23 protein-coding genes are annotated in these 25420 nt (G+C 60.2%); 10 read left to right on the forward strand and 13 right to left on the reverse strand.

All coding sequences use genetic code 11. From position 1 onward, the window contains the following. Window positions 1–34 precede the first annotated feature (34 nt). Complete coding sequence (locus PH552_RS18440; protein WP_183768559.1) at window positions 35–862, reverse strand: phosphatase PAP2 family protein; 828 nt, start codon at window positions 860–862, stop codon at window positions 35–37. A gap of 380 nt (window positions 863–1242) precedes the next feature. Here PH552_RS18440 and PH552_RS18445 point away from each other — a divergent pair, with 380 nt between their 5' ends. Further along, entirely contained in the window at window positions 1243–1371 is a 129-nt protein-coding gene (locus PH552_RS18445; RefSeq protein ID WP_281024030.1) for a hypothetical protein, read from the forward strand. Window positions 1372–1421: 50 nt separating this feature from the next. Here PH552_RS18445 and PH552_RS18450 read toward each other — a convergent pair whose 3' ends face one another. After that, complete coding sequence (locus tag PH552_RS18450) at window positions 1422–1688, reverse strand: DUF982 domain-containing protein (RefSeq protein ID WP_112343519.1); 267 nt, start codon at window positions 1686–1688, stop codon at window positions 1422–1424. A 380-nt stretch (window positions 1689–2068) separates the two neighbouring features. On the opposite strand from PH552_RS18450, the gene PH552_RS18455 reads away from it, so the two are divergent. Next, window positions 2069–2251 carry a hypothetical protein gene (locus PH552_RS18455; protein WP_112343518.1) on the forward strand — a complete coding sequence of 61 codons (183 nt, stop codon included), beginning with the start codon at window positions 2069–2071 and terminating at the stop codon, window positions 2249–2251. A 124-nt stretch (window positions 2252–2375) separates the two neighbouring features. Here PH552_RS18455 and PH552_RS18460 read toward each other — a convergent pair whose 3' ends face one another. From PH552_RS18460 to PH552_RS18470, 3 genes are all read right to left on the reverse strand, one after another. Then, window positions 2376–4298: a beta-N-acetylhexosaminidase gene (locus PH552_RS18460; RefSeq protein WP_183762234.1), complete on the reverse strand. Its 1923-nt coding sequence runs from the start codon at window positions 4296–4298 to the stop codon at window positions 2376–2378. A gap of 23 nt (window positions 4299–4321) precedes the next feature. Next, entirely contained in the window at window positions 4322–5098 is a 777-nt protein-coding gene (locus PH552_RS18465) for an SDR family oxidoreductase (RefSeq protein ID WP_183762232.1), read from the reverse strand. Window positions 5099–5170: 72 nt separating this feature from the next. Then, window positions 5171–6034, reverse strand: coding sequence for a MurR/RpiR family transcriptional regulator (locus PH552_RS18470; protein ID WP_112343515.1), 864 nt, complete (start codon window positions 6032–6034; stop codon window positions 5171–5173). A 274-nt stretch (window positions 6035–6308) separates the two neighbouring features. Between PH552_RS18470 and PH552_RS18475 the strand changes: the two genes are divergently transcribed. Genes PH552_RS18475 through PH552_RS18485 form a run of 3 tightly spaced genes read left to right on the forward strand, consistent with a single transcriptional unit; the run spans window position 6309 to window position 9398 of the window. Beyond that, complete coding sequence (locus PH552_RS18475; RefSeq protein WP_112343824.1) at window positions 6309–6794, forward strand: hypothetical protein; 486 nt, start codon at window positions 6309–6311, stop codon at window positions 6792–6794. An 11-nt stretch (window positions 6795–6805) separates the two neighbouring features. Continuing rightward, window positions 6806–8281, forward strand: a complete 1476-nt coding sequence (locus PH552_RS18480; protein ID WP_183762230.1) for a M81 family metallopeptidase — start codon at window positions 6806–6808, stop codon at window positions 8279–8281. Between the two features lies 1 nt (window position 8282). Continuing rightward, window positions 8283–9398 (forward strand): D-TA family PLP-dependent enzyme, encoded by a 1116-nt coding sequence (locus PH552_RS18485; RefSeq protein WP_285166210.1) that lies wholly within the window; start codon window positions 8283–8285, stop codon window positions 9396–9398. 181 nt (window positions 9399–9579) lie between these two features. On the opposite strand, the gene PH552_RS18490 is transcribed toward PH552_RS18485, so the two are convergent. The 6 genes from PH552_RS18490 to PH552_RS18515 all read right to left on the reverse strand — a co-directional run bounded on the left by PH552_RS18490 (window position 9580) and on the right by PH552_RS18515 (window position 15525). Continuing rightward, the gene (locus PH552_RS18490) at window positions 9580–10713 is read right to left on the reverse strand and encodes an ABC transporter ATP-binding protein (RefSeq protein ID WP_183762225.1); all 1134 of its coding nucleotides are present in this window, start codon (window positions 10711–10713) and stop codon (window positions 9580–9582) included. An 85-nt stretch (window positions 10714–10798) separates the two neighbouring features. Continuing rightward, window positions 10799–12028 carry an extracellular solute-binding protein gene (locus PH552_RS18495; RefSeq protein ID WP_112343512.1) on the reverse strand — a complete coding sequence of 410 codons (1230 nt, stop codon included), beginning with the start codon at window positions 12026–12028 and terminating at the stop codon, window positions 10799–10801. A gap of 36 nt (window positions 12029–12064) precedes the next feature. Next, window positions 12065–12922, reverse strand: coding sequence for a carbohydrate ABC transporter permease (locus tag PH552_RS18500; protein WP_183762223.1), 858 nt, complete (start codon window positions 12920–12922; stop codon window positions 12065–12067). Beyond that, the gene (locus PH552_RS18505) at window positions 12919–13803 is read right to left on the reverse strand and encodes a carbohydrate ABC transporter permease (RefSeq protein ID WP_112343510.1); all 885 of its coding nucleotides are present in this window, start codon (window positions 13801–13803) and stop codon (window positions 12919–12921) included. The genes PH552_RS18500 and PH552_RS18505 overlap by 4 nt, the downstream gene beginning before the upstream one ends. A 13-nt stretch (window positions 13804–13816) precedes the next feature. Next, window positions 13817–14974 carry a Gfo/Idh/MocA family protein gene (locus PH552_RS18510; RefSeq protein ID WP_113251041.1) on the reverse strand — a complete coding sequence of 386 codons (1158 nt, stop codon included), beginning with the start codon at window positions 14972–14974 and terminating at the stop codon, window positions 13817–13819. A 194-nt stretch (window positions 14975–15168) separates the two neighbouring features. After that, entirely contained in the window at window positions 15169–15525 is a 357-nt protein-coding gene (locus tag PH552_RS18515) for a hypothetical protein (protein ID WP_285166211.1), read from the reverse strand. 230 nt (window positions 15526–15755) lie between these two features. On the opposite strand from PH552_RS18515, the gene PH552_RS18520 reads away from it, so the two are divergent. Next, window positions 15756–16622, forward strand: a complete 867-nt coding sequence (locus PH552_RS18520) for a glycosyltransferase family 25 protein (protein ID WP_285166212.1) — start codon at window positions 15756–15758, stop codon at window positions 16620–16622. 40 nt (window positions 16623–16662) lie between these two features. Here PH552_RS18520 and PH552_RS18525 read toward each other — a convergent pair whose 3' ends face one another. Beyond that, window positions 16663–18645 carry a polysaccharide biosynthesis protein gene (locus tag PH552_RS18525; protein WP_285166213.1) on the reverse strand — a complete coding sequence of 661 codons (1983 nt, stop codon included), beginning with the start codon at window positions 18643–18645 and terminating at the stop codon, window positions 16663–16665. Between the two features lie 214 nt (window positions 18646–18859). Next, window positions 18860–20545 carry a GumC family protein gene (locus PH552_RS18530; RefSeq protein ID WP_285166214.1) on the reverse strand — a complete coding sequence of 562 codons (1686 nt, stop codon included), beginning with the start codon at window positions 20543–20545 and terminating at the stop codon, window positions 18860–18862. Between the two features lie 192 nt (window positions 20546–20737). Here PH552_RS18530 and PH552_RS18535 point away from each other — a divergent pair, with 192 nt between their 5' ends. The 4 genes from PH552_RS18535 to purU all read left to right on the forward strand — a co-directional run bounded on the left by PH552_RS18535 (window position 20738) and on the right by purU (window position 25331). Further along, window positions 20738–21820, forward strand: a complete 1083-nt coding sequence (locus PH552_RS18535) for a glycoside hydrolase family 5 protein (RefSeq protein ID WP_112343505.1) — start codon at window positions 20738–20740, stop codon at window positions 21818–21820. Window positions 21821–21926: 106 nt separating this feature from the next. Continuing rightward, window positions 21927–23171: a hypothetical protein gene (locus PH552_RS18540; protein WP_112343504.1), complete on the forward strand. Its 1245-nt coding sequence runs from the start codon at window positions 21927–21929 to the stop codon at window positions 23169–23171. Window positions 23172–23209: 38 nt separating this feature from the next. Further along, on the forward strand, window positions 23210–24235 hold the full coding sequence (locus PH552_RS18545) for an acyltransferase family protein (RefSeq protein ID WP_112343503.1): 1026 nt from the start codon (window positions 23210–23212) through the stop codon (window positions 24233–24235). A 211-nt stretch (window positions 24236–24446) separates the two neighbouring features. Further along, window positions 24447–25331, forward strand: coding sequence for a formyltetrahydrofolate deformylase (purU, locus tag PH552_RS18550; RefSeq protein ID WP_145644345.1), 885 nt, complete (start codon window positions 24447–24449; stop codon window positions 25329–25331). Window positions 25332–25420: the final 89 nt, after the last annotated feature.

The following is a 25420-nucleotide window of genomic DNA, read 5'->3' on the forward strand; positions in this document are numbered from 1 at the left end:
CCGCGAGTGGCTGAAAATCAGCTCACCATGTCGCTCAACCGTCAGCGTCAGATCTCGACACTTTGCCTATGCCGTACCAAATCATGCTAACCACTATGACCGACAAAACGCCATCCGAGACGTAATGCCAGCCGGTGTAGACCGACATGAAAGCGATTACGGCAAAGAAACTCCAGGCAATGATGCCCAGCCAGCGGTTCAGGCTCGTCAGGAAGAAGGCATTCAGTGCGGCAACCGCCACATGAATGCTTGGCATGGCGCTGATGCCGCTACCGAGATAAGGCTGCCCGCTCTGATATGCCAGGAACAAGTAGTTTGAGGTCCGCCAGGTATCCATGGCATCGCCTTGACCCTGCAAGATCTTGGCGAGATCAGCGAAACGATCGCCGCCGTAGATCCGGTCATAGAAGATCGGGCCGACTGACGACAGGGCCGTCGCGAGGACTGTCCCGCAAATGATCAGTGTCAGAGCGTGGGCGAGCAGGTATCTGGCACCGCGCGTCCGATCCCGCCAAAGGCCGATGAAGACGAACATGGCGAACCACATCACCTTCCAAGTGACTTCATATTGGAACGCCAGAACAGGAAGCATCTGCCTGTTGACCATCATGTGGCTGGGGAGCCAGGCATCAGTGCCAAAGATCACTCGATCGATATTGGCAAGCAGGGGATCGGCATAGAAAGGCCTGATTTCAGAGATCGCGATCTTGAAGGTGGTGAAAGCCGTAAGGAACAGCAGGAAACCCAGGACGACAGCCGTCATCTGCGGCCCGCGGTTTCGAAGAATGCGCACCGCGCCCCGCAACGGGGCCGTCTTGTCCGCCAAGACGCCACCGGCGATGAGGCCAGCGAACAGAATCATCGGGATACCGGTAAGGAATGTCTGCGCGTAGATGCCCAACAAAGTGAAATAGCGGGAGGGCCAGGCAATCGCCGCGAGCCCGACATACAAAGAGCAGAAGCTAAAGAGAATGATCCAGCATCGGCTTGCACCGTTTTGTGCCATCAACGCAATAGAAATAGATTGACCAGACATCAAATCAAACTTTCTGATTCAAACAGCAAATCATTATCATAGGTTGTATTACCAATTTGTTGTTATCGTCACTTCCGGCTTTGGCTTGCAGGTGGCTCCCTCGTGTATCGCATGCGCGTCCACGGCCAGCCTTTCAGCCTAATCTTTAAATCATTGACTGCCGGAGAAGAGGTCGACCTAATGGGGGAAACCTTGAGGGATTTTCGATGGACCATAAGAGCGACTGGTACGATCTGATCGTCGGCAATGGTAACGTCAATGAAGGGCTCGGGAGGATGATGGGTTTCATCCTCGCCGTTATCGTGATCCTCAGCCTGATCTTCTGGATGATCTAAGCGCTTCAGATTCAAGCGCCACGTCCTTCATCAGGGTGCTTCATATTACGCTAGTGAAGGCTTTCGGTGTCCGGTCTGACATCAAGCCCTGCCTCTTCTGCCGCTTCCAGGAAAGCCCTCCGGGATTGCTCGGCCGAGGCCTTGCCGAGCACTGCATCGAGACATACCAGAACGGCCTCGTCCACGGCAGGTCCGCCGCTTACCGGCCACTCGTCGCTCATGCAGTTGGCCGCATCGAGCGCGTTGGTTATGATCGCATAGCGACCGGCACCGCCGAGGTCGACTATGACGGGGTTGTTCCAATCACCATATTCCATCGTCACGCCTCCTCAACCGTTGAGCGCTATCAATACTGCGATCAGAAACGATCCGGTGCCGACGCATGCGGCGATCGTCGTATAATAATCCATGAAATCAACTCCTCTCCTGACGCCATGAGGCGATAACGGGAGCGGTGGCGAGATGTTCCTGAGCTGTGGGCGCGCCGTTGAGATTCTCCTGCAGCAGCATCGGCTCAGGCCCGATGCAGGACGCGACTCGCCTGCCGGGTACTTCTTTCCCATGCCTCAAGCGCCGATCGCTCCATCCGCGCTTCGCGCTCAGCGCAAACCTCCATCCCGCTACAGCGCTAGCTGGCGCGTTCCCGACTGGCTAGCTTCTGAAGCAGGGAGGTAAGACGAATAAGGGGAACAACAAAATGAACCACGTCTGCAATCTGCTCTGGCTTGCCTTCAGCGTCGCTCTTCTCTTTGCCGCGTTAAACCGGCGGCTGGTCGGGGATTATGTCGCCATGTGGTATCTGCTCATCATCACCGCCATGACAGTGATGGCGTGGGCGGGTTTCTTCCCGACCGATATGGCGACCCTGCGCGCGGGGTAAAACGCTCCTGCGCGATGACCGCGCAATCCTGTCGACCGTTGCCTTGATAGCAGCCAGCCCACGAAAAAGCCGCCGAAAATCCATCTCGGCGGCCTGAAGCGTGAGCGAAGGTCGGGGCGCCCTTCTAAAGCTTCGGGCTCAGCGGGACGATGGCGGCAAAGCGCAGCCAATCCTTCTGCGCCTTCGGCGTCCAGGCCGCCTCGGCAATGGCCGGCAGGCGCGGGAAAACCAGACGGTTGAAATAGTCGCGGGAGATGAAATTCTCCTGCCAGATGCAGGCTTGCACGCCCTTCATCAAATGCTTCAGCTCATCGGGGAACTCACCCTCTGCCTCATAGGCATAAGTATGGGCGGGCGGCACCGTGCCTGCCCAGCTCGCACCCGGCTCCTGCCAGGCATCGGCCTGCACCATGTCGAGATAATAGGCCTGACCCGGCGTCATGACGACTTCATAGCCCTCGCGTGCGAGTTCGATGCCGACCTCGGGCTTTTCCCAGGCCATCAGCAGGGAGCCTTCCGGATCGACACCGCCGCCATGGGCGACCTCGTTCCAGCCGGCGAGCTTGCGGCCGCGTTCGCCGAGCATGGCCTTGATGCGCTTCAGGAAATAGGACTGCAGCCCAAACGTTCCCGAAATGCCTTCCTGCTCCATCAGCCCGCGTGCGAGCGGCGAGGCGAGCCAGGACCCGTTGGCGACCTCATCGCCGCCGATATGGATATATTCGGACGGGAAGAGCTCGACCATTTCGTCGAAGACCTTGCCGAGGAACTCATAGGTGAGCTCGATCGCCGGATTAAGCGCATTGTTTGGGAAGCCCTGAACGGAGTGATAGCTGTCGGGTGCCTCCTGCCCGTCCGTCAGGTCAGGCAGGGCAATGAGGGTGGCGGTGCTATGGCCGGGTATATCGATTTCGGGGATCACCTCGATGCCGAGCACTGTGGCGTGGGCGACGATCTCGTGAACGTCATCCTGCGAATAGAAGCCGCCGACCGGCTCGGCGGCATTGCCGAGCTGCGGCAACAGCGGCTCGTCCGGCCCGCGCAGCACACCCGTGGTGGTCAGCTGCGGATAGGCGCGGATCTCGAGCCGCCAGGCCTCGTCGTCGGTCAGGTGCCAATGGAAGATATTGAGCTTCAGCCAGGCAAGAATGTCGAGCAGGCGCAGGACGTCCGCCTTGGGGGTAAATTGCCTGGAGACATCGAGATGGCAGCCGCGCCAGCCGTAACGCGGCCGGTCGGCGATCACGCCGGAAACCGGGAAGCGGAACTTGCCGGGCTCGCGCCGCGCGCCATCGAGAAGCTGCGCCAGCGTCGTCAGGCCATAGAGACGGCCCGCAGCGGCGGAGAAGGCAAGCACGACCTCATCGCCGGAGAAGGAAAGCTCATAGGCTTCGCGGGCGAGCGCCGGCCGCTCCACGAAACGCAGCGCCCGGCCCCCAGGCGCGGCAATGAGGCTGAAGGGGATGTGATTGGAAGGAAAGAGACGGCGGAACAGCGCCTGCGCGGTGGCGAGCGCCTTCACACTCGCAGCATCTGAGCCTTCCGCTGGATAGAGTGCCACAGGGAAATCTTGATCCGGCTTGACATCGATCTTTGCCGGCCAGGGCTGGATGGCGAAGGGAAGTTCCAGCCGGCCTTCCGGCAGCAGCACCGGCGGCGGCTCGCTGGCGCGATCGGCCAGCAGGAGATCCGATGTCAAGACCGTGACATGGGTGCCGTCCGCCAGCGTCACATAGGCGGATTTCGCGCCGTCGGTGCAATGCCGCGCGACCCTATGAAGTGCCGAGACGGTGAATGTCCAGCTCTCTCCGGGCGCGATGGACAGGCCAGCCGGCGGCGCGAACTCATGAAAATTGGCGTTGCGGCGCACGAAGACGGCATTGTCGCAGGCTTGCGGATCGACGAGGCGCGTCAGCGTCGTATAGGCAAGGCGAAAATTCGAAAGAGGCGCATCCGAAAAATTGAAAAGCGTCAGGGTCAGCCGACCGTGCTTTCCGCCCTCGGGAGACCAGGTGTTTTCGAAATGATAGGAGGAGGACGGCTGCATTATGTTCCCCTTGACAGAGAGCTTCAGTAGTGTTCGGACTGTGAGAAGGTGTGGGCAAGTTCCGCCTGCCCTGCCGTCAGGCCGCAATCGACAGGCAGGCAGACGCCCGTGATCGCCGCGGCGAGCGGGCTTGCGAGGAAGGAGACGGCATTGGCGACATCGACGGGATCGACGACTCGCTGCAGCGCATACCAGCGCCTCGCCTCCTCGAAGACATTCGGATTGGCGGCGGCGCGCACTTCCCAAGCCTGGGTGCGCACGGTGCCGGGCGCCACCGCATTCGAACGGATGCCGAACTTGCCGTATTCCACCGCGACCAGCCGGGTGAAATGCAAAAGCCCGGCCTTGGCGGCGCTATAGGCCGGATGGCCGAAGACGGCCATGCCGTTGACGGAGGCTATATTGATGACCGACCCTTTCGACGCCTTCAGCATGTCCTCGACCGCTCGGAAGCAGAGGAACGCCGCCTCGAGATTGAGGGCATTGTCGGCGCGCCATATGGCGGGCGTCGTATCGTGAAGGCTGACGGCGCGGGCGGCACCGGCGTTGTTGACCAGCGTCCTCAATCCGCCCAATCCCGATGCCGCCTCGGCCATGGCGGCAACATCGCCGTCGCTGGTGATATCCGCCTTGAGCGGCACGAAACGTTCCGCGGGGCCGAGGGCCAGCGCCGCCGTCTGCACTGCCGCCTCGTCTATATCGACGAGCAGGATGACATCATGGTCATCCGCCAGGCGTTTTGCGATGGCACGACCGATATCGCCGGCCGCCCCAGTGACGATGGCAACGGATCTGCTCATATGGTTCCTCTAATGCGTTCCCGAGCGGACGTTGCCGCTCCTTATTGTTGTTTGTCGGTAGCTCCAGACGGGCTAGTCCCCGAGAAGCTGGCGATCGTCGCCGTCGCGATGGGTCACGAGCTGTTGCTTGATACGGCGCAATATCACCGTCGCCTGCGGCTGGATACGATGGGCGACCAGGCTGGCGAGAATATCGACGACCGCGAGATAGGCGATGCGCGTCGATGTCGGCCGATAGATGTTGTCGCCTTCCGGCAGGTCGACCGGCAGCGTGATATCGGCGGCATGCGCCACCGGGCTGCCACTCTGCGTCAGCGCGATCGTCGGCACCTTGGCTTCGCGCGCCAGCGTGAAGGCGCGCACCAGCTCGGCATTACGGCCGGAGAAGGACGAACCGATCAGCACATCCGCCGGCTTGGCGGCGGCGGCCATCATCAGCTGCATGCTGTGGTCGGAACTTGAAGTAATCCGCAGGCCGAAGCGGAACAGTCTGTTCTGCAGCTCGCTGGCGATCATCGAGGAATTACCGCCTGAGCCGAAGGCGTAAATCATCTCGGCACCGGCAAGCCGGTTCGCCGCCTGCTCGATAGCGGCGACATCCAGGCCGCGATGTAGCAGGAAAAGCGCATTCTGCGCCTTGGTGATAATGTCCTGGGCAACGTCGGCCGGCGCTATGCTCTTCGGCTCGGGCTTCAGATAGCGCATGCCGACATAGGCCGTGCGCGCGAGCTGCACCTTGAAATCGGAAAAGCTTTCGCAGCCGAGGCGACGACAGAAGCGCGTCACCGTGGGCGGCGAGACATCCGCCTTACCCGCAAGCTCGATGATGGACGCATTAACGGCGAATTCGAAATCGTTGAGAACGATGTCGGCAATGCGGATTTCCGATTGTGAAAGCCGGCCCCTCTCGTCCTGCATGGTCGTGAAGATATCCATCAGCCCCCCTTTGTCGCAGTTTTCCAAACGTTTGACACGTAGTAAGCGACGCAATCCATCTCAATCTCACCGTTCCCGCCTTTGCCTGTGGACAGGCTTACGGGCGGGCGCGCATTGCCATTCGTCCCCATCCGGCAGAAACCCTGACGTGTGATGGCCGCCATCCAGTTCCTGCAAATTATTTTCTTGGTGCGTTGACAAGTGACCATAGAAAGCGGAATTTGACCAGCGAAAATCGAAAATTATGAAAAGAATTTAAATGACGGCGGTTACAATGCGTGATCCTTTCAAGAATCCTTTCCCGGCCAGCGACGTCGCTCGGCACTCGATCTGGGAAATGCTCGTTTCGCGCGATATCGACGCTTTTCTCGCCGCCGATTGGTCGATGGTATCAGCCGATTTCGTCGAAGAGGGCTTCATCGGCATCGACGGCCGCCGCGAAATCAGCCCCGACAAGTGGCGCCTCGCTTTCCCGACACTATCCGCCTATCGCGACGAGTGGCTGCGCCAGGCGCGCGATTTTGCCACCCAGTCCTTCGCCGAGGATCCGCGTACGGCCATTTTCACCACGACGACGCTCGAAGACATCGAGATCGAGGGCGACATGGCTCTCGTGCGCAAGAAATTCGACGGCAGCCTGAAGAAGTCGGATGGCGGCATCGACGTGTTGAAATGGCAGACGCTTTACTATTGCCGCCTGCATGAGGGCCGCTGGAAGATCTGCGGCTTTACCGGTTATCTGCCGAACCCGATGGAATAGAGGCGACGGCGTTGCGCATTTTTACCGCGACCCTCGCGACCGAGACGAATACCTTCTCCCCCATCTGCATCGACCGGCGTGCTTTCGAAGCCTCTCTCTATGCTCCCCCCGGGACGCATCCGGAAACGCCGACGCTGTGTTCGGCGCCGATCACCGTGGGACGGCGCATTGCCGCGCAAAAGGGCTGGGACGTGATCGAGGGCACCGCCGCCTGGGCCGATCCGGCCGGGCTGGTGAACCGCCGGACCTACGAGGAGCTGCGGGACGAGATTCTCGACCAGCTGCGGGCGGCCATGCCTGTCGATGCCGTCATTCTCGGGCTGCACGGCGCCATGGTCGCGGATGGTTACGAGGACACGGAGGGCGATTTCCTGTCGCGCGTCCGCGAGATCGTGGGCTCTGATATCCTGGTCTGTGCCGAACTCGACCCGCATAGCCATCTGACCGAAAAGCGCCTCGCGGCCGTGGATTTCCTCGTCTATTTCAAGGAATTCCCGCATACGGATTTCGTCGATCGCGCCGAAGATCTCTGGCGCATTGCCATCGATACGCTGGAAGGCCGCGTCAAGCCGGTCATGTCGGTGTTCGATTGCCGCATGATCGACGTCTTCCCGACATCGCGCGAGCCGATGCGCTCCTTCGTCGACAAGATCATGGCGATGGAAAAGAGCGATGCCGACATCCTGTCGATCTCGGTCATTCACGGCTTCATGGCCGGCGACGTGCCCGATATGGGCACGAAGCTGCTCGTCGTCACTGATGGTAAGCCGGATAAGGGATCGGCAATCGCCCGCGACCTCGGGCTGGAGCTCTTCTCCAGGCGCGGCACCTTCATCATGCCGCAGATCGACGAGAAGCAGGCCGTGAGCCAGGCGATGGCTGCAACCGCGGGTCCGGTCGTGATTGCCGATCTCTGGGACAATCCCGGCGGCGGCACGGCGGGAGACGCCACGGTGGTGCTGCAGGAACTGCTCGATCGCGGTGCTACCGACACGGCGATCGGCACGATCTGGGATCCGATGGCCGTGCAGATCTGCATGGCTGCCGGCGAAGGCGCGGAAATCCCGCTGCGCTTCGGCGCGAAATCGGCGCCGGGCACGGGCAATCCAATCGACGGCCGCGTCAAGATCGTCCGCCTTGTCACCAATGCAGAGATGCGCTTCGGCGAAAGCTTCGCCCCCTTCGGCGATGCCGCGCATATTCAGCTCGATGGTATCGACATCATCCTGAATTCGACGCGTGCCCAGAGCTTCGATCCGAGCCTGTTCTCCGTCATGGGCATCGATCCCACGACCAAAAAGATCCTGGTCATCAAGTCGACCAATCACTTCTATGCGTCCTTCTCCAAGATCGCCTCGCAGATCCTTTACTGCTCGGCGGGAACGCCTTATCCCAACAATCCGGCGCGCACGCCCTATCGCCGCGCGCGGAAGGACATCTGGCCGATGGTGCCGGATCCCTTTGCAGACGAACGGAAAGGTGCCTGACATGGCCCATCACATTTCTCATGACATCGCCTCGCAGATCAGTCCCAAGCCCGGCGACCGGATCGATGGGCTTTCGACGCCGCGCCCGGTCATCGACGAAGATCGGCTGGCTGCGAACATCGCCCGCGTGCAGTCCTACATGGACGAGCATGGCCTGAATTTCCGCCCGCATATCAAGACGCACAAGATCCCCGCGCTCGCGCAGGCGCAGGTCGCCGCCGGCGCCAAGGGCATCAACTGCCAGAAGATCACCGAGGCGGAGGCTTTCGCCGATGCGGGCTTCGAGGATATTCTGATCACCTTCAATATTCTTGGAGCTGAAAAGCTCGCACGGCTTTCCGCTCTGAACGACCGCATTTCCGGCCTCAAGGTCGTAGCCGATAGTGCGGTGACGGTCGATGGTCTTTCCGCCTGGTTCGCCGCCCGCAAACCGCTCACCGTGCTGGTGGAATGCGACACAGGCGGCGCGCGCTGCGGGGTGCAATCGCCCGAGCAGGCTGCCGCTCTCGGCAAGCATATCGGCGGCCAGCCAGGCCTCGTCTTCGGCGGCCTGATGACCTATCCGAAGCCGGACAACGCCGCTGCGACACAGGAATTCCTGTCGGAAGCCGTGAAACTCCTGAAGGGCGAAGGGATCGAATGCCCGATCGTCAGCAATGGCGGCACGCCGAGCCTCTTCGAAGCGCATCTCGTGACCGCGGCAACCGAACATCGTGCCGGCACCTACATCTATAATGACCGTTCCATGGTGCGGGCCGGCCATTGCCGCGAAGAGGATTGCGCGATGCATATCCTCGCCACCGTCGTCTCAAGGCCGACGGAAGACCGGGCCGTCATCGATGCCGGCTCGAAGGCGCTCACCTCGGATCTTCTCGGCTTTGCCGATTATGGCCAGGTGGTCGGCTATCCCGACGCCGTCATCAAGGGGCTTTCCGAGGAGCACGGCGTCATCGACCTGTCGAAGTGCACCGGCCCTCGCCCTGAGATCGGCGACAAGATCCGCATCATCCCGAACCACACCTGCGTCGTCTCCAATCTTTTCGACCAGATGGTGTTTCATCGCGATGGCGTGGTGACCCGCGTCGAGGATGTGGCGGCTCGCGGCCTGGTCTGGTAGGGCGATCCGCTACCCGCGGGTTGCATCGGGGGCCACCCTCGTCCTTCGACGGCCTCAGGATGAGGGCGGAGCGAGTTCCGAGCATAGGGCTGGGCGAGATCGATCAGCCCTCCTGGTGAGGAGGCCCAAAGGGCCGTCTCGAACCACGAGGGCGGATGGGTTGCTTCCGGGCCTGCTCCCGTCAGGAGGCGGCTCGGCTCAGCAGGTCCATGTCGATTTCGGCCAGTTCCACCCGCCGCTCGAATGCCTGGCCGTTCTCGTCGAAGAGATGGCAGTCGGCGAGGCGGATACCGGTCTTGAGCGGCACGTCCATGCGGATGGCCGCACTGCCCTCCAGCGTCGCACAGAAATTCTCATCGATGCCATCAGCCGTGGCATAGGCGACCGTTTGGGCGCCGAGCCGTTCCACGACCGTCGGCACGATGGTCAGGGTCAGATCACCGTCGCCAAGCTGGACATGCTCCGGGCGGATGCCGAGCGTCAGCGGTTTGCCGGCAAAGCCAGGGCGCGGTGTCACCGGCAGCAGGGCCTTCTGACCTTTGTAATCCACCTCCACGCCCGCGTCGCTGACGCCAGCGCAGGTGACAGGCAGAAAATTCATCTTCGGATTGCCGATGAAGCGGGCAACGAAGGTATTCGCCGGCTTGTGGTAAAGCTCCAGCGGCGCGCCGACCTGCGATATCTCCCCGGCATTCAAGACTACGATCCTGTCGGCCATGGTCATGGCTTCGACCTGGTCGTGCGTCACATAGATCATGGTCGCCTGCAATTGGCGGTGCAGCTTCGCCAGCTCGATGCGCATGTCGGCACGCAGCGCGGCATCGAGGTTGGACAGCGGCTCGTCGAAGAGGAAGATCTTCGGCTCGCGCACGATGGCGCGGCCAATGGCGACGCGCTGACGCTGACCGCCGGACAGCTGGCCCGGCTTTTCCTGCAACCGTTTATCGAGGTGCAGGATGCGCGCGGCATGCTCGACCTTGGTCTTGAGCTTGTCTTCCGGCATTCTCTCCACTCGCAGCGGGAAGGCGATATTCTCGAACACCGACATATGCGGATAGAGAGCATAGGACTGGAAGACCATGGCAATGCCGCGCTTGACGGGCGGCAGATCGTTGACGCGGGCGCCATCGATCTTGATGTCGCCGCCGGTCACATCGTCAAGACCTGCGATCATGCGCAGCAAGGTCGACTTGCCGCAGCCGGACGGACCGACAAAGACGATGAATTCACCGTCGTTGACGTCGAGTTCCACGCCCTTGATGACCTCAAAATGACCATAAGATTTTTTGACCTGATTAAGGTGCAGCTTTCCCAAACTCTGTCTCCGCGCGGCGCCGCCAAGGGCGGGCAGGGCTCCAAAGGCCGCGCGTGGTGCGCGCGCGGCCCGGTGACTTGCAGACTTATTTATACTGCTCGAGATCGGCAGCGGCCTTCTTCAAGGCGTCTGCAGGCTGGGCCTTGCCGGTTACGACCGACTGGACCATCTCGATCATGACGTTCTGGAAGCCCTTATAGTCCTTGAACAACGGTTCCGGACCACCATAGCTGATGCCGTCGATGAAGGGCTTCCAGAAGGGATCCTTCTTTTCGAACTCGTCGACCTGAGCCGACGGGCGCAGAGGCGTGAGGCCGGCACCGCCCTGCAACTCGTACTCGCCCTGCGGGCCAGGCGAGGTGATGAACTTGGCGAATTCGATCGCCTTGTCCTCGACGCCGCTGCCCTTGAAGACTGCAAGGCTGTCGGTGATAAGCAAAGTGCCCGGGCCCTTGGCCGAGGGGCCGAGCGGCAACGGCGCGACGCCCCAGTTGATCTTCGTTTCCTTCAGGCGATAGGCCGCACCCGACCCCGCCTGGAGCATGCCGACCTTGCCGTCGAGGAAGATGGCGCGCATCTCGTTCTGCTCGTAAGCCGTCGGTCCCTCGACCGAGTAAGGCGTGATGTCCTTATAGGCCTGGAGGGCGGCCAGCACTTCCGGGCTGTCGAGAACGATCTTGTCGCCGTCGATGACCTTGCCGTTGTTGCTGTAAACCCAGTGGAGGAACTGGTGCATGGTGTTGTCGAAGGTCTTGGCCGACAAGCCGTAGCCCGGGATGCCGGTCTTTTCCTTGATCGTCTTGGCGTCGGCGATTTCCTCGGCCCAGGTGGTCGGCGGCTTCTCCGGATCGAGACCTGCCTGCTTGAACAGGTCCTTGTTCCAGTAGAGAGCCTTGGTCGAGAAGGCCACCGGTGTGCCCCATTGCTGACCATCGATGGTGACAGTATCGACAATGCCCGGATAATAGCTCTTCTTTTCGTCATCCGTCATCGGGATCGGAACGATCAGATCGTTTTCCGCGAACTGCTTGAGCGTGCGCGAACCGACATAGGCCATGGCGACCGGCGTACCGGCAGCAGCAAGCGTCGTCGCCTTATCCTGGCACAATTCCCAGCCGACGAGTTCCGGCTTGACCGCCCAGCCGGGGTTCTTGTCTTCCCACTGCTTGATGTACTTCACATGGATCGGATCGATGCTGTCACCGCAATAGATCCAGCTGATCTCCTTGTCGGCGGCCTGGGCGTTGACGGCGCCAAGCGCGGTGGAGCCGAGCAAAGCAAGGGCGAGAAGCCCCGTCTTGAAATGGAATGTCACGTTTAAGCTCCCGTTCTCTCTGGTGGTTGATTGATTTTATTGCTTCACCGCGCCGGCGGTCAGACCGCTGACGAGATACCGTTGCAGGAAGAAGATCACGACCAGAGCCGGCGCGATGCCGACGAAACTTGCGGCCATGAGTTCGTTCCAGACGACCTCCTGCCGGCCGAAATAGGCAAAGAGCCCGACCGGCAGCGGCATGTATTCCGTCTTCGAATTGAAGGTAAGCGCATAGATGAACTGCTGCGCGTAAGCCTCGATGAACGAGGAAATCGCAACGACGACGATGCCGGGCATCGCGATCGGCAGGATGACACGGCGCAGCGTATAGAACTGGCTCGCGCCATCGACATAGGCTGCCTCGTCGAGTTCGCGCGGAATGCGCCTGATATAGGTGTGCAGCAGCCAGATCCCGGTGGGGATGATGAAGGCGACGCCCGGCACGATCATGGCGAAATAGGTGTTCAGCACGCCGAAGGAGCGCATGAGCCGGAACAGCGGGATGAGCAGCACGGCGCCGGAAAACATCTTGACCGCGAGGAACGCGCCGAGCAGCAGGCCGGATCCCTTGAATTCGAAACGTGCGAAGGCGTAGGCGGCCGGCACGACGAGGATCAGCACGATGATGGTGATCGATCCGGAAATCAGAAACGAGTTGAAAATGTACCAGGCGAAGCCCGGCACGCTGGTCCACATCGTCCGGTAGGCCGTAAACGAACCGTTTTCCGGAATGAAATGGTAGGGCGACGAGAATAGCTGGCTGAGAGGCTTCAGCGACACCAGGAACCCTTCGATGAAGGGTGCCAGCACGAAAGCCAGGAACAGAAGGATTCCGGCATAAATGCCGATGATCTCGTACCATTTGTAGCGATTGATCATGGCGGGCTGGCTCATCGCTTGGCTCCTGCGGAAAAGCGGCTGGTCAGGCGGAAATAGGCAAGGCAGAAGAGCGACAGGAAGATGCAGATCAACACGGCACGCGCGGCACCCTCGCCATATTTGTAGGAGCCGATCGCGGTGCGATAGGTGTCGATGATCATCGTCGTCGTCTCCCCATTCGGGCCACCGCGGGTCAGAATCCAGATGATGTCGAAGGAGTTGAACGTCGAAATCAGCGAGAGCATCGACATGGTGACGAGCGAAGGCACCAGCAGCGGCAAGGTGATGCGGCGGAAACGATAGAAACGGCCGGCGCCGTCGGTCCAGGCGGCTTCATAGAGATCGTGCGGGACGGCCTGCATGGCCGCCAGCATATAGAGCGTGACCATCGGCACGCCGATCCAGACGTCGGTAACGATCGTTGCCCAGAAGGCCGAGCTGCCATAGGCCAGGAAGGCGACCGGGCTGTCGACGATGCCGAAACGCTGCAGCAGACCTGAAATCATGCCGAACTGGCCATTATACATCCAGCCCCACATGAAGATGCCGATCGCCATCGGCACGATCCAGGGCGGCATGGTCAGGATCCGGAAAAGCGCACGGCCAGGGACGGCGGAATTCAATAGCGCCGCGCCCAGGGTACCGATGATCATCTTGATCGACACGGAGAAGAACGTCCAGATGAAGGTGCGGACGATGACCGATGCGAATGTTTCGTTGAAGATCTTGCCGTAGTTCTCGAAACCGACCCAATTCGTCACCTTCTTCAACGACGCGTCGGTGAAGGACAGGATGACGGTGTCCACCAGCGGATAGGCGACGACGACGGTGACATAGAGGAGAGCCGGAAGAAGCAGGATCCAGGCGAAGATGACTGTGCTGCGTTGAACACCCATCTTGCGCCCCTCCTCAGGCGGCTCTCGAATAGAGCGCTTCGTCGAATTCGTCCCAGACCGGACGTAGGTCCACGACGGCTCTTTTCATTCGCGCCTCGTCCATCGAGAGCGCCAGAATGCCCGCTTCCAGCGCATTCAGCGTCGAGACCGGCAGGTGCAGCCCGGATTTGACATGCGCAATAATATCGGCCGCCATCTGCTCGTCGGCGCCGTAATGCTGCGAAAGCGTGGTGGCCGCGTAGGAGTTTTCGATCACCTTATTGCCCGTGAGCACTTCATGGACGTTGAAATAGCCGCGGATGAAATCACCTTCGGCCATGCCGCGCGAACCCATGATGGCAAAGCGGCGGAACTGATCCGGCACGTTCAGATTGGTATGGAAGTTCATGCCGACGCCATTGGCATATTCGACGATCGCCACCTGATAATCGATGATGTCGCCGTCGCTGTCAAAGACCTTGTCCGACCCCATCCAACCGCTCGGCTTGCGATGGAAGAGCTCGAGATCGTTGATGCCTTCCCGTGCCGGATCGTTTTCCGGGATGAAGCTCTTGCGGCCACCGAAGCTTGCCACCCGCTCCGGCCGCGCGCCGACGACACCATTGTAAAGATCGAGGTCGTGGCAGCATTTCTCCAGCATGAAACTGCCGGAATAATGTTCGTAGCGGCGCCAGTCACGCATGAAGAAGGCGCCATGATAGGGCTCGATATGCTCGGCGGCCTCAATGGAAACGACATGGCCGAGCTTTCCTTCCGCCTGCGCGGCCAACAGATCGCGGTACATCGGCGAATAGCGCAGCACGAGACCGACCATCAGCCGCTCGTGCCCGAACTTCGCCATCAGGCGGGCAAGCTCGATACTGTCCTTAATGGTCGTGACGATCGGTTTTTCGCAGAAAATCTTGAGGCCGGCCTCGAGGCCGATGCGGATGTGATCGAGATGCATGTGATTGGGCGAGCCGATCATCAGCAGATCGATCTTCTCGTTGGCAATCAGCTCCTGAGGCGTCGCATAGGCCTTTCCGGCCGATATGCCCTTCTCGATCAAACCGGGCAGGCCTGCGGGCGCGGGATCGACATATCCGGCAATCTCGAAGCTTTCGTCGATCGCCTTGAAGACATAGCCCAGATATCCCAGGCGGAATCCCAGCCCAATGATTCCCACTCGCATGCTTTTATGTTCCCATTACGTAATTTATTTTCGTAAGCTTGGGGCAAATTTTCGCATTCGTCAACGACGTTCGCGCATTTACTCAAAAACATGAAATTTATTTTCAGATTATCGCCTAAAAAAGCGCAGCTCTCAGGGATGAGGCCGCGCGCGATTTGACTGGATTGCCGCTTATTTCGGCAGAGCCGGACCCGTTATCTGTCAGGGCCGTTATATTGCCAGTATTGATAGTTCGGTTTTCTGGTGCTGCTGGAAATCACGCCATCCTGATCGCAGACATAACCGAGGCGCGGAAGGCTCCGGTAAAACAGACCTTCGCGGAAATAATCCGCGTGCAACGTGGTCGTGCGGCATTGAAATTTTTCGTCTGCCGCCATTTTTGGCGCAGTTACGCCCGGCAGGTTCTTGTAAGGATAGACTGGAGCGACATATGGCTGGGGTAGAAGCGGGTTCTCTGCAAAGGCTGCAGTCGGCGCAAGACCTGCCAGAAACAGCGCAACAATGGCGATTTTCGATTTGGTCAACATGACTTGCGACAATCCTTTACCCATGCGAATTAGCCACTTCAGCATCCCGCATGAATATAATGACGCCGCTGTCGCGCGCCAACAGGCCGCCCGTCGAAATCGCGTTCAAATGATCGATGGGGTAGCGACGGAAATTCGTTCACGCTGCGTTACACCAAATAAAATGCTTTTATCCGCAAATACAACATGGGCGCGCAACCGGCATTTGCGACAAGTCATAAGCATGTTATATAGTAGTAGAAAAGTCTTCTTAGTTGCTGTCGCCGCGGTTTCTGTTTGCAGGAGTAACAGTCATTCTCGAACAGATTAATCGTATCCCTCGCCTTGTCGATCCCGACATCGCTGACGAAGCCGCTCAGCAGCTTCGCATCTATGTCATAAACCTCGATCGGTCGCGCGAGCGTTGGGAACGCCTATGCAGCCAGGCGATGGAATACGACCTGGACATCACGCGCATTCCCGCCGTCGACGGTCGTGTGATCGCGGAGCGTGATCGCATCGATTTCCATCCGAAGTCCTTCATCTATCATAACGGACGCAAGCTTCTGCCCGGCGAATACGGCTGCTATCGCAGCCATCTGCTTGCTTTGGAGCAGTTTGTCGCCAGCGGCGACAAGATGGCGATCATCATGGAAGACGACGTCGAGCTCAACGAACGGCTGATTCCACGCGCGATCGCAGCCATGGAAAGCGTTCAAGGCGCGCGCCTCGTCAAGCTCGTCAATCACCGCCTCGTCGGCTTCAAGGCGATCCGCGAAACCGCTGAAAACGATGTCGTCGGCCGCTGCATGCACGGCCCGCAGGGGTCGGCTGCCTGCTATATCGTCAACCGCAAGGCCGCCAAGAAGCTGCTGACGACGCTGAAGCCCATGCTTCTTCCTTATGACGTCGCTCTTGAGCGCGGCTGGTCGACCGGCGTGGAAACCTTCACGACATTTGAAAATCTTGTCGACTTCAGCCCGCACCGCGCCGCCACGACCATCGGCAAGCGTATTCACTACCGCGCCGTGAAGCGCCATCCCCTGTTGCGGCTGACGGCGCATTGGTTCCGCACATGCGATCAGATGCGGCGCTGGCGCTACGCCGTCAAGGAAGCAGCGGCGAGCTTGAGCGAGCGCTGAGCTTGATAGGACGGCCGCCGCTCAATTCCTCAGGCTGCATCTATAGCTGCGCGACATTATCGAGATTCGGCTGGCCGACCGTCAAATCCGTCTCGCGTTCGCGATAGACGAGATCGACCACCTCGCTGCTGGGCGCATAGCCGGATACGAGCTTCTGCAGCAGCGTTCTGGCGAGGGGGATGTCATTTTTCTCCAGCGCCGCCTCCAGCGCTGCAAGCCGCTTCGACAACTCCGGCCAGGGCAGGAAATCTTCCTTCGCCTGCATGATGCGCGGATGGCTCGTCGGTTGCGGGTTATCGCCGATCAGAAGTTCCTCATAGAGCTTTTCGCCAGGCCTCAAGCCGGTGATTTCCAACTCGATATCGCCTTCCGGCTCATCCGCATCCCGCACCGTCAGACCGGACAGTTCCACCATGCGCCGGGCGAGATCGGCAATGCGCACAGGCTCACCCATGTCGAGCAGGAAAACGTCGCCGCCTGCCGACATCGCGCCCGCCTGGATGACCAGCTGCGATGCCTCGGGGATGGTCATGAAGTAGCGGGTGATATCGGGATGAGTGAGCGTGATCGGCCCGCCGTCGCGAATCTGCTGGCGAAACAGCGGCACGACCGAACCGGAGGAGCCCAGCACATTGCCGAAGCGCACCATGGCGAAATTGGTGCTGTCGGTATCTGATTTGCGATCGGCATCCATCGCCTGCAGCACCATTTCCGCCAGCCGCTTGCTCGCGCCCATGATATTGGTCGGACGCACTGCCTTGTCGGTGCTGATGAGGACGAAACTCTCGACGCCATGATCACGGGCGGCTTCGGCCGCGATCAGCGTTCCCAGCACATTGTTGCGGATGCCCTCGACGGGATTGTATTCGACGAGTGGCACGTGCTTGTAAGCGGCGGCATGGTACACGGTCTTTGGCCGCCATGCCTCCATGATCTGCCTGAGCCGCTGGCCGTCCCTGACGGAGGCAAGAAAGGGGATGATGCGTACATCGGCATGGCCGGCCGAGGCAGCCGATTTCTCCAGTTCGCCGTGAATGGCATAGAGCGCGAATTCGCTCTGTTCCACCAGCAAGAGCGAGGATGGCTCGTTTTTCAGGATCTGACGGCAGAGCTCGCTGCCGATCGAGCCGCCCGCTCCGGTCACCATGACCACCTTGCCGCGTATATTCTTCTCGATCAGGTCGCGGTCCGGGGCAATCACATTGCGGCCAAGCAGGTCCTCGATATCGAGTTCGCGCAGATCCGAGACCGCGACGCGACCCTGGGCGAGCGCAGTCAGATCGGGCATGGTCCTGACCGTTACGCGCGCCTTGCGCATGTTTTCGAGGATTTCATTGCGACGTTGCCGCGTGGCGTTCGGCAAGGCAAGCAGCACGCCCTTGATTTCGCCCGAGACCACGAGCGCCGACAGATCGTCTGGAGCGTAGATCGGCAGGCCGCCCATGATGCTGCCATGCAGGTTGCGGTCGTCATCGAGATAGCCGACGACATTCAGCTCGGCGCTGTTGGCAAGCGCACCCGCAAGCTGCCGTCCCGAAGCGCCGGCGCCGTAGATCAGCACCTTGCCAAGCTGATTGCGATTGAGGAGCCGCTGATAGGCATTGCCGAGCCAATAGCGTGTCCACATGCGCGACAGGCCGATTGCGATCAGCAGCAGCAGCGGCTGCAATATGCCGACCGTACGGGGCACGCCCGGCACGCTGATCGCGGTAAAAATCGTCATGAAGGCGAGCGCATAGATAGCCACCGCCTTGACGACAGTCACGAAAGCCGAAAGGCCCGCATATCGGAAAATGGCGCGATAAAGGCCAAGGACGATGAAGATCGGTATGGCGACGAGCAGGGAGACGATGGCCGGCAGCCATTCGACGCCTTCGAGAATGACCCAATCGTCGAGACGCAGACAATAGGCGAACCAGACCGTGAGCACGCAAAGGCTGGCGTCGACCAGCAGCGCCAGTGCGCGCTTGGTGGAACGCGGCAGTGCCAGAAATGGCAAAACGAGCTTATCAGCGGGCACCATCAGTCAGTTTTCCTCGGCGCCAGTCATCGGAGCAGCGCACCGCTTTTCTCGCATAAATTGTCTCACAAAGCATCATACGATCCCTGACGACTGTATCGCGCTTCCATCAGCAGGATCCAATCATTCGCGGAGCCGATTTACATTTAGAACAGCCGGCGCGCAATTGCATCCCCCGATCCTGAAGAAGCCCTGGCGCAAAAAGCCGGAAGAGCGCTCATTTGCCGAAATAGCCGCGGATGACGGGGTGCCGAAACAGGCCGAGGAGAATGGCAAAAGCCATGCCGAGGGCCGCACCGAACATCGCGCCGGCGATCAGGCCCGCGACCATCATCACCTTCCGGCTCGGTCCATCCGCCTTCAACGGCGGCTCCGCTTCGGAGATCACGCGAATATTGCTCTGCGACAGGTCCTGCGCGTCACTCGCCTGACCGGATCGCTTCAGAAGCGATTCATAAAGATCGCGGGCAGCGGTTGCCTTGCGTTGCAGTTCGTTCAGGCCGACGAGCTTGCCGGATGTATTGACTTGCGAGGCTTTCTGCACCGCAAGTTCCTTGGCGATGTCCTGCTCGGCCTTCTGCGCCTGTTCATAGTCCGCCCGGGCCGAGGTCATCTGCCGCTGCAATTCGGCCCGGATTTCCGCGCCAAGGCTTTCCAGGGAGGATTTGGCGGCGAGCAAGCGCGGATGACGGGCGCCAAGCTGGCTTTGAAGGCTGCCGACATTGGCCGCCAACGCCGCATATTGCTGCCGCAGGCTGCTCAATGCGTTCGACGTCGCCCCGGAGGAAGGATTGTTGGAAACCACATCATCGAAGCTCAACTTGCCAGCCGCGTCGGCACGGGCCTTCGCCTCGATCGTCTTCTGCTGGGCGGTGACCAGCATGTCGTTCAGCGCGGTCAGGCGCTTGTCGGAAATCAGATTGCCCTCGACAGCCACCATGTCATTGTCGGCACGATACGTTTCGACGGCTTTCTCGGCCGATAGTACCTGCTGGCGCAGATCCTCGAGCCGGGAATCCAGCGCGGTATTGCTGCTCTTATAGCTGTTCGACGCGGCCTTGCTCTCCTCTTCCATGAAGGAGGCCACGAGTTGGTTGGCGATCCTGGCCGACTTTTGCGGATCGCCGGTCGTCACCTTCGCTGTTACGACATAGGTGCTTGCCTCGCGGGCGATCTGCACGGCTTTCGCCAGCGCGGCGGCCGCGACATATTTCGCCGCCTCGCCGGTGGCGCCGCCATCGAACTGCGAATCCTGATCGAGCTTCAACGCATCCACGACCCGACCGAGCACCTTGCCCGAAGACAGGATCTGCGTCTGGCTGTCGATCATCGTCGTGATCAATTCAGGCGCCGTGGGAGCCTGCTGGGCGGAATCGGAAGTACCGACCGGTCGCGGATCGAAGTAGAGACTGGTTTCGGCCGTAAATTTCTGAGGTATCAGCGGAATGACGGCCGCGCCCAGCACGGCGCCAGCGCCGGCGAGGGCAAGGACCACGAACTTCTTTGCCCAGATCGAGGCAACGGCCGAGCGAAGATCGAGCAACGGCACCTCAGCCATCACTGCCGGCACCGGCAGTGCGGCGGCACTCGGCGGCGTCGCAATCATTGCGGCTTCCATTATCGGGGCAACGGCGGCAACCGGCTCGGCGGCCGGCTGCGGTTTTACATCGGGCTGAAATTCGCGCGGCGACGGCTCGCTCTTGCTCGCTCCCTGTGTTGCCATGTCGATTGTCGCCATGTCGATCGGCCGAGCCGCCGCGGCAGGCTCGATGCCGGAAACGAAATCGCGCGGACGCAGCAGCGGGCTGCGCGAACGTTGGCCCTGACGGTATCCGTCAGACGGCTCAATGCCGCGCCAACCCGAAAGTTGGTCCGATCGCTTGTTTCGTTCCATTGAGCTCATGCCAGGCTTTCTACGCTCCGCAGACCTGTTGCGCCCAGCGGATGCAAGGAGTTTAGAAATGTTTGGCTAACGGAACATTAAGGACACTCGGAGGAAGTCGAGGCAGCGGCAATGGCAGCGCTTTCCATTCACCATTGTTCAACGCAACCAGCCTTATGAAAACAGCGCCTTCACCGCCAACGGGAGCGTGGAATGACCGGACCGATGACAAGACTGCTGCATCGCGCGCTTGCCGCTACGGTGGCCATTGCCTCCATTGTCGCGCAAGCCGATGACGGCTTTGCCGCCTCGCAGCTCTGCTATCGTGGCATCAATCTTTCCGGCGCCGAATATGGCGACCGCGACGGGGCGTTCGGCGTCAACTATACATATAACTCGGAAGAGACCGTGCGCTATTTCGCGAACAAGGGTATGAATATCGTGCGTTTGCCCTTCCGCTGGGAGCGCCTGCAGCCGGTGCTGGGGCAACCTTTCGACGGCGCGGAGCTGCAGCGGCTGAAGGATGCCGTCGATCTCATCCAGAAGCACGGCATGGCCGTGCTCCTCGATCCGCACAATTTCGGCTATTACGACAAGACCCAGCTGACGCAGGCGCCTGCGACGGATCTTGCCTTCGGTGACTTTTGGGCACGGCTGGCGATCGAATTCGCCAACCGCAAGGGCGTCCTATTCGGCCTGATGAACGAGCCGCACGACATCAAGGCGCCGGACTGGCTAGAGGCGGCCAATGCGGCCATCCGCAGCATCCGCACCGTCGGGGCGCGCAACCTTATTCTCGTGCCCGGCACGAACTGGACGGGGGCGCACAGCTGGTCGGCCGACGTTCTGGGCGGCGGCGCCAATGGCACAGTCATGCTCGGCGTCAAGGACCCGCTCGATTTCTACGCCTTCGAATTCCATCAGTATCTCGATGCCGACAGCTCCGGCACACACGCCGTCTGCGATGGCAGAGACAGTGCCCAAAAGGGATTGCTTGATGTCACGGAGTGGCTGCGCAAGAACGGCAAGCGTGGCTTTCTCGGTGAATTCGGCGTGCCCGGCACCCAGCCCTGCCTCGACGGGCTGAAGGCCGTGTTCGGCATCATGGCTGATCATAGCGACGTCTGGCTCGGCTGGAGCTATTGGGCTGCGGGCGAATGGTGGCCGGCGGACGAACCGTTGAACGTGCAGCCGCGTAACGGCAAGGACCGGCCGCAGATGAAGACGATCACGGCTGCCGCCGGCAAGAAGGCAGCCCTGGCGCCGAGCTGCGCGGCCGTGAAGCCGGCGGGCTGATCGACGGTGAGAACCGGCGGCGCAGGCAGGCGATTGGCGCTTTGTCGCGAATCATGAGACTGCTATCGTCGTGCCGGCCAAAGCATGCGGCAGCCCCGGACAACAGATGAGAAGCCCTACCGATAAACAGCGCGTCGATTATCCGATCCTGGCGATCACGCTGTTTTCGGTGCTCTACAACTGCATCCTCGCCTATATCAACCACAACATCATGCCGCTTTCGGTCTCGCATGTCGTGCTCTGCGAGGGCCTGATGATGATCTCCAGCGTGGCTTTCATTCTGAAAAAGGGAATCTATGAAGAAGACCTGCCGATCGTCCTTTTCCTCGTCTTCACGCTTGTCATCACGATCTACATCACCGTCTTCAATCGCCTGACCTTCATCGACCAGTTCCGCAACATCCTGATCATCTTCTGCTTTGCCGGCATCGGCAGCTGGGCGAGCGAGCGAACGGTCAGGCTTGCCTTCCGGATCGCCTGCGCGGCGGTGCTGCTATTCCTCGTCTGCGAAGTCGTCAGCACGCCCTTCTACGTCAGCCTGTTCCATCCCGGCGAATATTTCGAGAATACGCGCGGGATCAAGCAGGCGAGCTTCAATTCGACCGGCCTCTTTGCCAATGCCCTCGGCTTCCAGGGGCGTTTCTCCTTCGGCCTCATCGATCACCGTTCGTCCTCGATCTTCCTGGAGCAGGTGTCTCTCGCCAATTTCTGCGGGGTCATCGTCATCTACCTGCTCTCATTCTGGCCGAAGCTCGCCCTGCTCGAAAAAGCGCTTTTTATCTCGACGGTGCTTTTGATCCTGCTCACCAACGATACCCGCACGATGCTGATCTTCTCCTGCATCAGCATTGCGGGTTATTTTCTGTTTCCCAAGATCCCGAAGGGTTTCAGCCTTGTCCTGATGCCAGTCATCATCCTGGTGGGCTTCTTCGTGCATTTCATGAAGCCGGACGAGGTCGGAGACAATTTCACGGGACGGATCGGCGTCACGATCAAGAAGATGCTGGAGCTCGATATCCAATCCATGCTCGGCCTGTCGATCTCGCGCATCGGCGAATTCGCCGACAGCGGCTATGTCTATCTCATCTACGGGTCGACGATCTTCGGCCTGATCGTCTTCTGGCTCTTCGTCTGCCTCTATCCGGCAGGAAGGACGGCGGCGCAAAGGCGGTGCGCGCATTCACTCTCTCTTTTCATTTTTCTGAATATGATGATCGGCGGTACGGCAATCTTTTCCATAAAGATCGCCGGACTGCTCTGGCTGCTCGTCGGTTACATGCGTGTCTCCGACAGACCGCGCGCCGTTCGGGCGCAGTCGGAGACCTTAAACGAAAGCAGAGTGCCGGGCTGACGACGATTCGCGTCGGCAACGGCCGGGTGAGGATCGGGATGCTTGTTCAGCTGCAGTATCTGCGTGCCATCGCTGCGCTGATGGTCGTCTATTTTCATTCGGTGCTGCAGGTGCCGAAGGTCCAGCCTGGCTTCCAGACGGTTTTCCATCTCTTCGGCGAGACGGGCGTCGACATATTCTTCGTGCTCAGCGGTTTCGTCATGTGGCTGACCACAGCCGGGCGCGAAGTTCGCCCGCTGGATTTCTACCGGCGCCGGATCCAGCGCATCGTGCCGCTCTATTGGCTGGCGACCCTGTTTGCCGCCAGCGTGGCGCTGGTGGCTCCGACGTTGCTGAAGTCGACTGTCTTCGACCTTCCGCATCTCATCGCCTCCCTCTTCTTCCTTCCCTGGCGCAATCCGGCTGATCTCACGCTGACCGTCCCCGTCGTCGTGCCGGGCTGGACGCTGAACTACGAGATGTTCTTCTATCTCATCTTCGGCCTGCTGCTGCTCGTGCGCGAAAAATGGCGCTTCGCCGCACTCTTTGCCGCGATGACCGCGATCATCGCCGTCTGCAGCATTCTCCCAGGCGATACGACCGCCGCCAAATTCTACAGCGATCCGATCATCTATGAGTTTCTGGCGGGCGTCTTTCTTGCCAAGCTCTATCTCGACAAGATCCTGCTGCCGCAGGCCGTCGCCTGGCCGGCGCTGGTGATGGGATTCTCGTTCCTGCTCATCAACGAAACGCTCTGCGATGCCAGCATGCGCGCCTACATGTGGGGCATCCCGGCCGTCGTCATCCTGTACTCGGCCGTCTCTATCGACTTCTCGAAGCTCCCGGTCATCGCCACGCTGAATTACCTGGGGGATGCCTCCTACAGCATCTATATCACCCACGCCTTCACGCTCGCATTGCTGCGCGTCGTTTGCGTCCACCTGAATATCGACATTCTGGCGAATGCGCCGGTCTTCGTCACCGGCTGTATCCTCTGCTCGGCGATCGGCGGCGCCGTCGTCCATGAGCTGACGACGCCCAGCCGCTGGAGAAAATGGAGAAGGAAGCGCGCGGTCGCCGCGTGACTGTCGTCCTATCAAATCAGCGCTCCCCATCAGATTCGTGCCGTCTTCCGTCGGGACGACGGGGATACGCGGCTGGACGGCGCAATGGGAACTGAATTTTCCGCCGCCTGTCATAAGCTTTGCCCCACGTTCGGATCGGGGACACTTTTCCCTGCCGGCTGATTGCGATAAGCGAGCGGCGAAGATCAAGCCGCTTTACGAGGGAAGAGACATGACGAGCTATGTATTGACAGTGACGTGCAAGTCGACGCGTGGGATCGTTGCGGCGATCTCGAACTATCTGGCCGAGCAGGGCTGCAACATCGTCGATTCCAGCCAGTTCGACGATCTCGATACCGGCAAGTTCTTCATGCGCGTCTCCTTCATCTCCGAGGAAGGGGTGGGTGGGCCGGCGCTTGCCGAAGGCTTCAAGCCGATCGCCGAGAAGTTCGCCATGGATGCGGAGATCCACGATGCCAAGAAGCGCATGAAGGTGCTGCTCATGGTCTCGCGCTTCGGCCATTGCCTGAACGACCTGCTCTATCGCTGGAAGATCGGTGCATTGCCGATCGACATCGTCGGCGTCGTCTCCAACCATTTTGATTACCAGAAGGTGGTCGTCAATCACGACATCCCCTTCCACCACATCAAGGTGACGAAGGATAACAAGCCGCAGGCCGAAGCCCAGCTTTTGGAACTGGTCGAGCAGACCGGCACCGAGCTCGTGGTGCTGGCCCGCTATATGCAGGTTCTGTCGGATGCTCTCTGCCGGAAGATGTCGGGCCGCATCATCAACATCCACCATTCCTTCCTGCCGTCCTTCAAGGGAGCGAACCCTTACAAGCAGGCCTATGAGCGCGGCGTGAAGCTGATCGGGGCGACGGCGCATTATGTGACGGCCGATCTCGACGAGGGTCCGATCATCGAGCAGGACACGGCTCGCATCACGCATGCGCAGTCGGCTGAGGATTATGTCTCGATCGGCCGCGACGTCGAGAGCCAGGTACTGGCCCGCGCCATCCATGCGCATATCCACTATCGCACCTTCTTGAACGGCAACCGCACCGTCGTCTTCCCGGCAAGCCCGGGCTCCTATGCCTCCGAGCGCATGGGGTGAGGCGCGAGCGCGCTTTCGGCGGGCTTCTTTCCCTTTTCGCTCCCACACGCGATTTGATATCACCCGGTATCGAATCGTCTCGGAGATCA

The organism is Rhizobium aureum, assembly GCF_030182495.1.
Lineage (GTDB): Bacteria > Pseudomonadota > Alphaproteobacteria > Rhizobiales > Rhizobiaceae > Rhizobium > Rhizobium tropici_C.

Coding starts and splice junctions, on each gene's coding strand:
- PH552_RS18440 (WP_183768559.1), bottom strand. CDS start 862: ATGATTCTGTTCGCTGGCCTCATCGCCGGTGGCGTCTTGGCGGACAAG.
- PH552_RS18445 (WP_281024030.1), top strand. CDS start 1,243: ATGGACCATAAGAGCGACTGGTACGATCTGATCGTCGGCAATGGTAAC.
- PH552_RS18450 (WP_112343519.1), bottom strand. CDS start 1,688: ATGGAATATGGTGATTGGAACAACCCCGTCATAGTCGACCTCGGCGGT.
- PH552_RS18455 (WP_112343518.1), top strand. CDS start 2,069: ATGAACCACGTCTGCAATCTGCTCTGGCTTGCCTTCAGCGTCGCTCTT.
- PH552_RS18460 (WP_183762234.1), bottom strand. CDS start 4,298: ATGCAGCCGTCCTCCTCCTATCATTTCGAAAACACCTGGTCTCCCGAG.
- PH552_RS18465 (WP_183762232.1), bottom strand. CDS start 5,098: ATGAGCAGATCCGTTGCCATCGTCACTGGGGCGGCCGGCGATATCGGT.
- PH552_RS18470 (WP_112343515.1), bottom strand. CDS start 6,034: ATGGATATCTTCACGACCATGCAGGACGAGAGGGGCCGGCTTTCACAA.
- PH552_RS18475 (WP_112343824.1), top strand. CDS start 6,309: ATGCGTGATCCTTTCAAGAATCCTTTCCCGGCCAGCGACGTCGCTCGG.
- PH552_RS18485 (WP_285166210.1), top strand. CDS start 8,283: ATGGCCCATCACATTTCTCATGACATCGCCTCGCAGATCAGTCCCAAG.
- PH552_RS18500 (WP_183762223.1), bottom strand. CDS start 12,922: ATGAGCCAGCCCGCCATGATCAATCGCTACAAATGGTACGAGATCATC.
- PH552_RS18505 (WP_112343510.1), bottom strand. CDS start 13,803: ATGGGTGTTCAACGCAGCACAGTCATCTTCGCCTGGATCCTGCTTCTT.
- PH552_RS18510 (WP_113251041.1), bottom strand. CDS start 14,974: ATGCGAGTGGGAATCATTGGGCTGGGATTCCGCCTGGGATATCTGGGC.
- PH552_RS18515 (WP_285166211.1), bottom strand. CDS start 15,525: ATGGGTAAAGGATTGTCGCAAGTCATGTTGACCAAATCGAAAATCGCC.
- PH552_RS18525 (WP_285166213.1), bottom strand. CDS start 18,645: ATGGTGCCCGCTGATAAGCTCGTTTTGCCATTTCTGGCACTGCCGCGT.
- PH552_RS18530 (WP_285166214.1), bottom strand. CDS start 20,545: ATGAGCTCAATGGAACGAAACAAGCGATCGGACCAACTTTCGGGTTGG.
- PH552_RS18535 (WP_112343505.1), top strand. CDS start 20,738: ATGACCGGACCGATGACAAGACTGCTGCATCGCGCGCTTGCCGCTACG.
- PH552_RS18540 (WP_112343504.1), top strand. CDS start 21,927: ATGAGAAGCCCTACCGATAAACAGCGCGTCGATTATCCGATCCTGGCG.
- PH552_RS18545 (WP_112343503.1), top strand. CDS start 23,210: ATGCTTGTTCAGCTGCAGTATCTGCGTGCCATCGCTGCGCTGATGGTC.
- purU (WP_145644345.1), top strand. CDS start 24,447: ATGACGAGCTATGTATTGACAGTGACGTGCAAGTCGACGCGTGGGATC.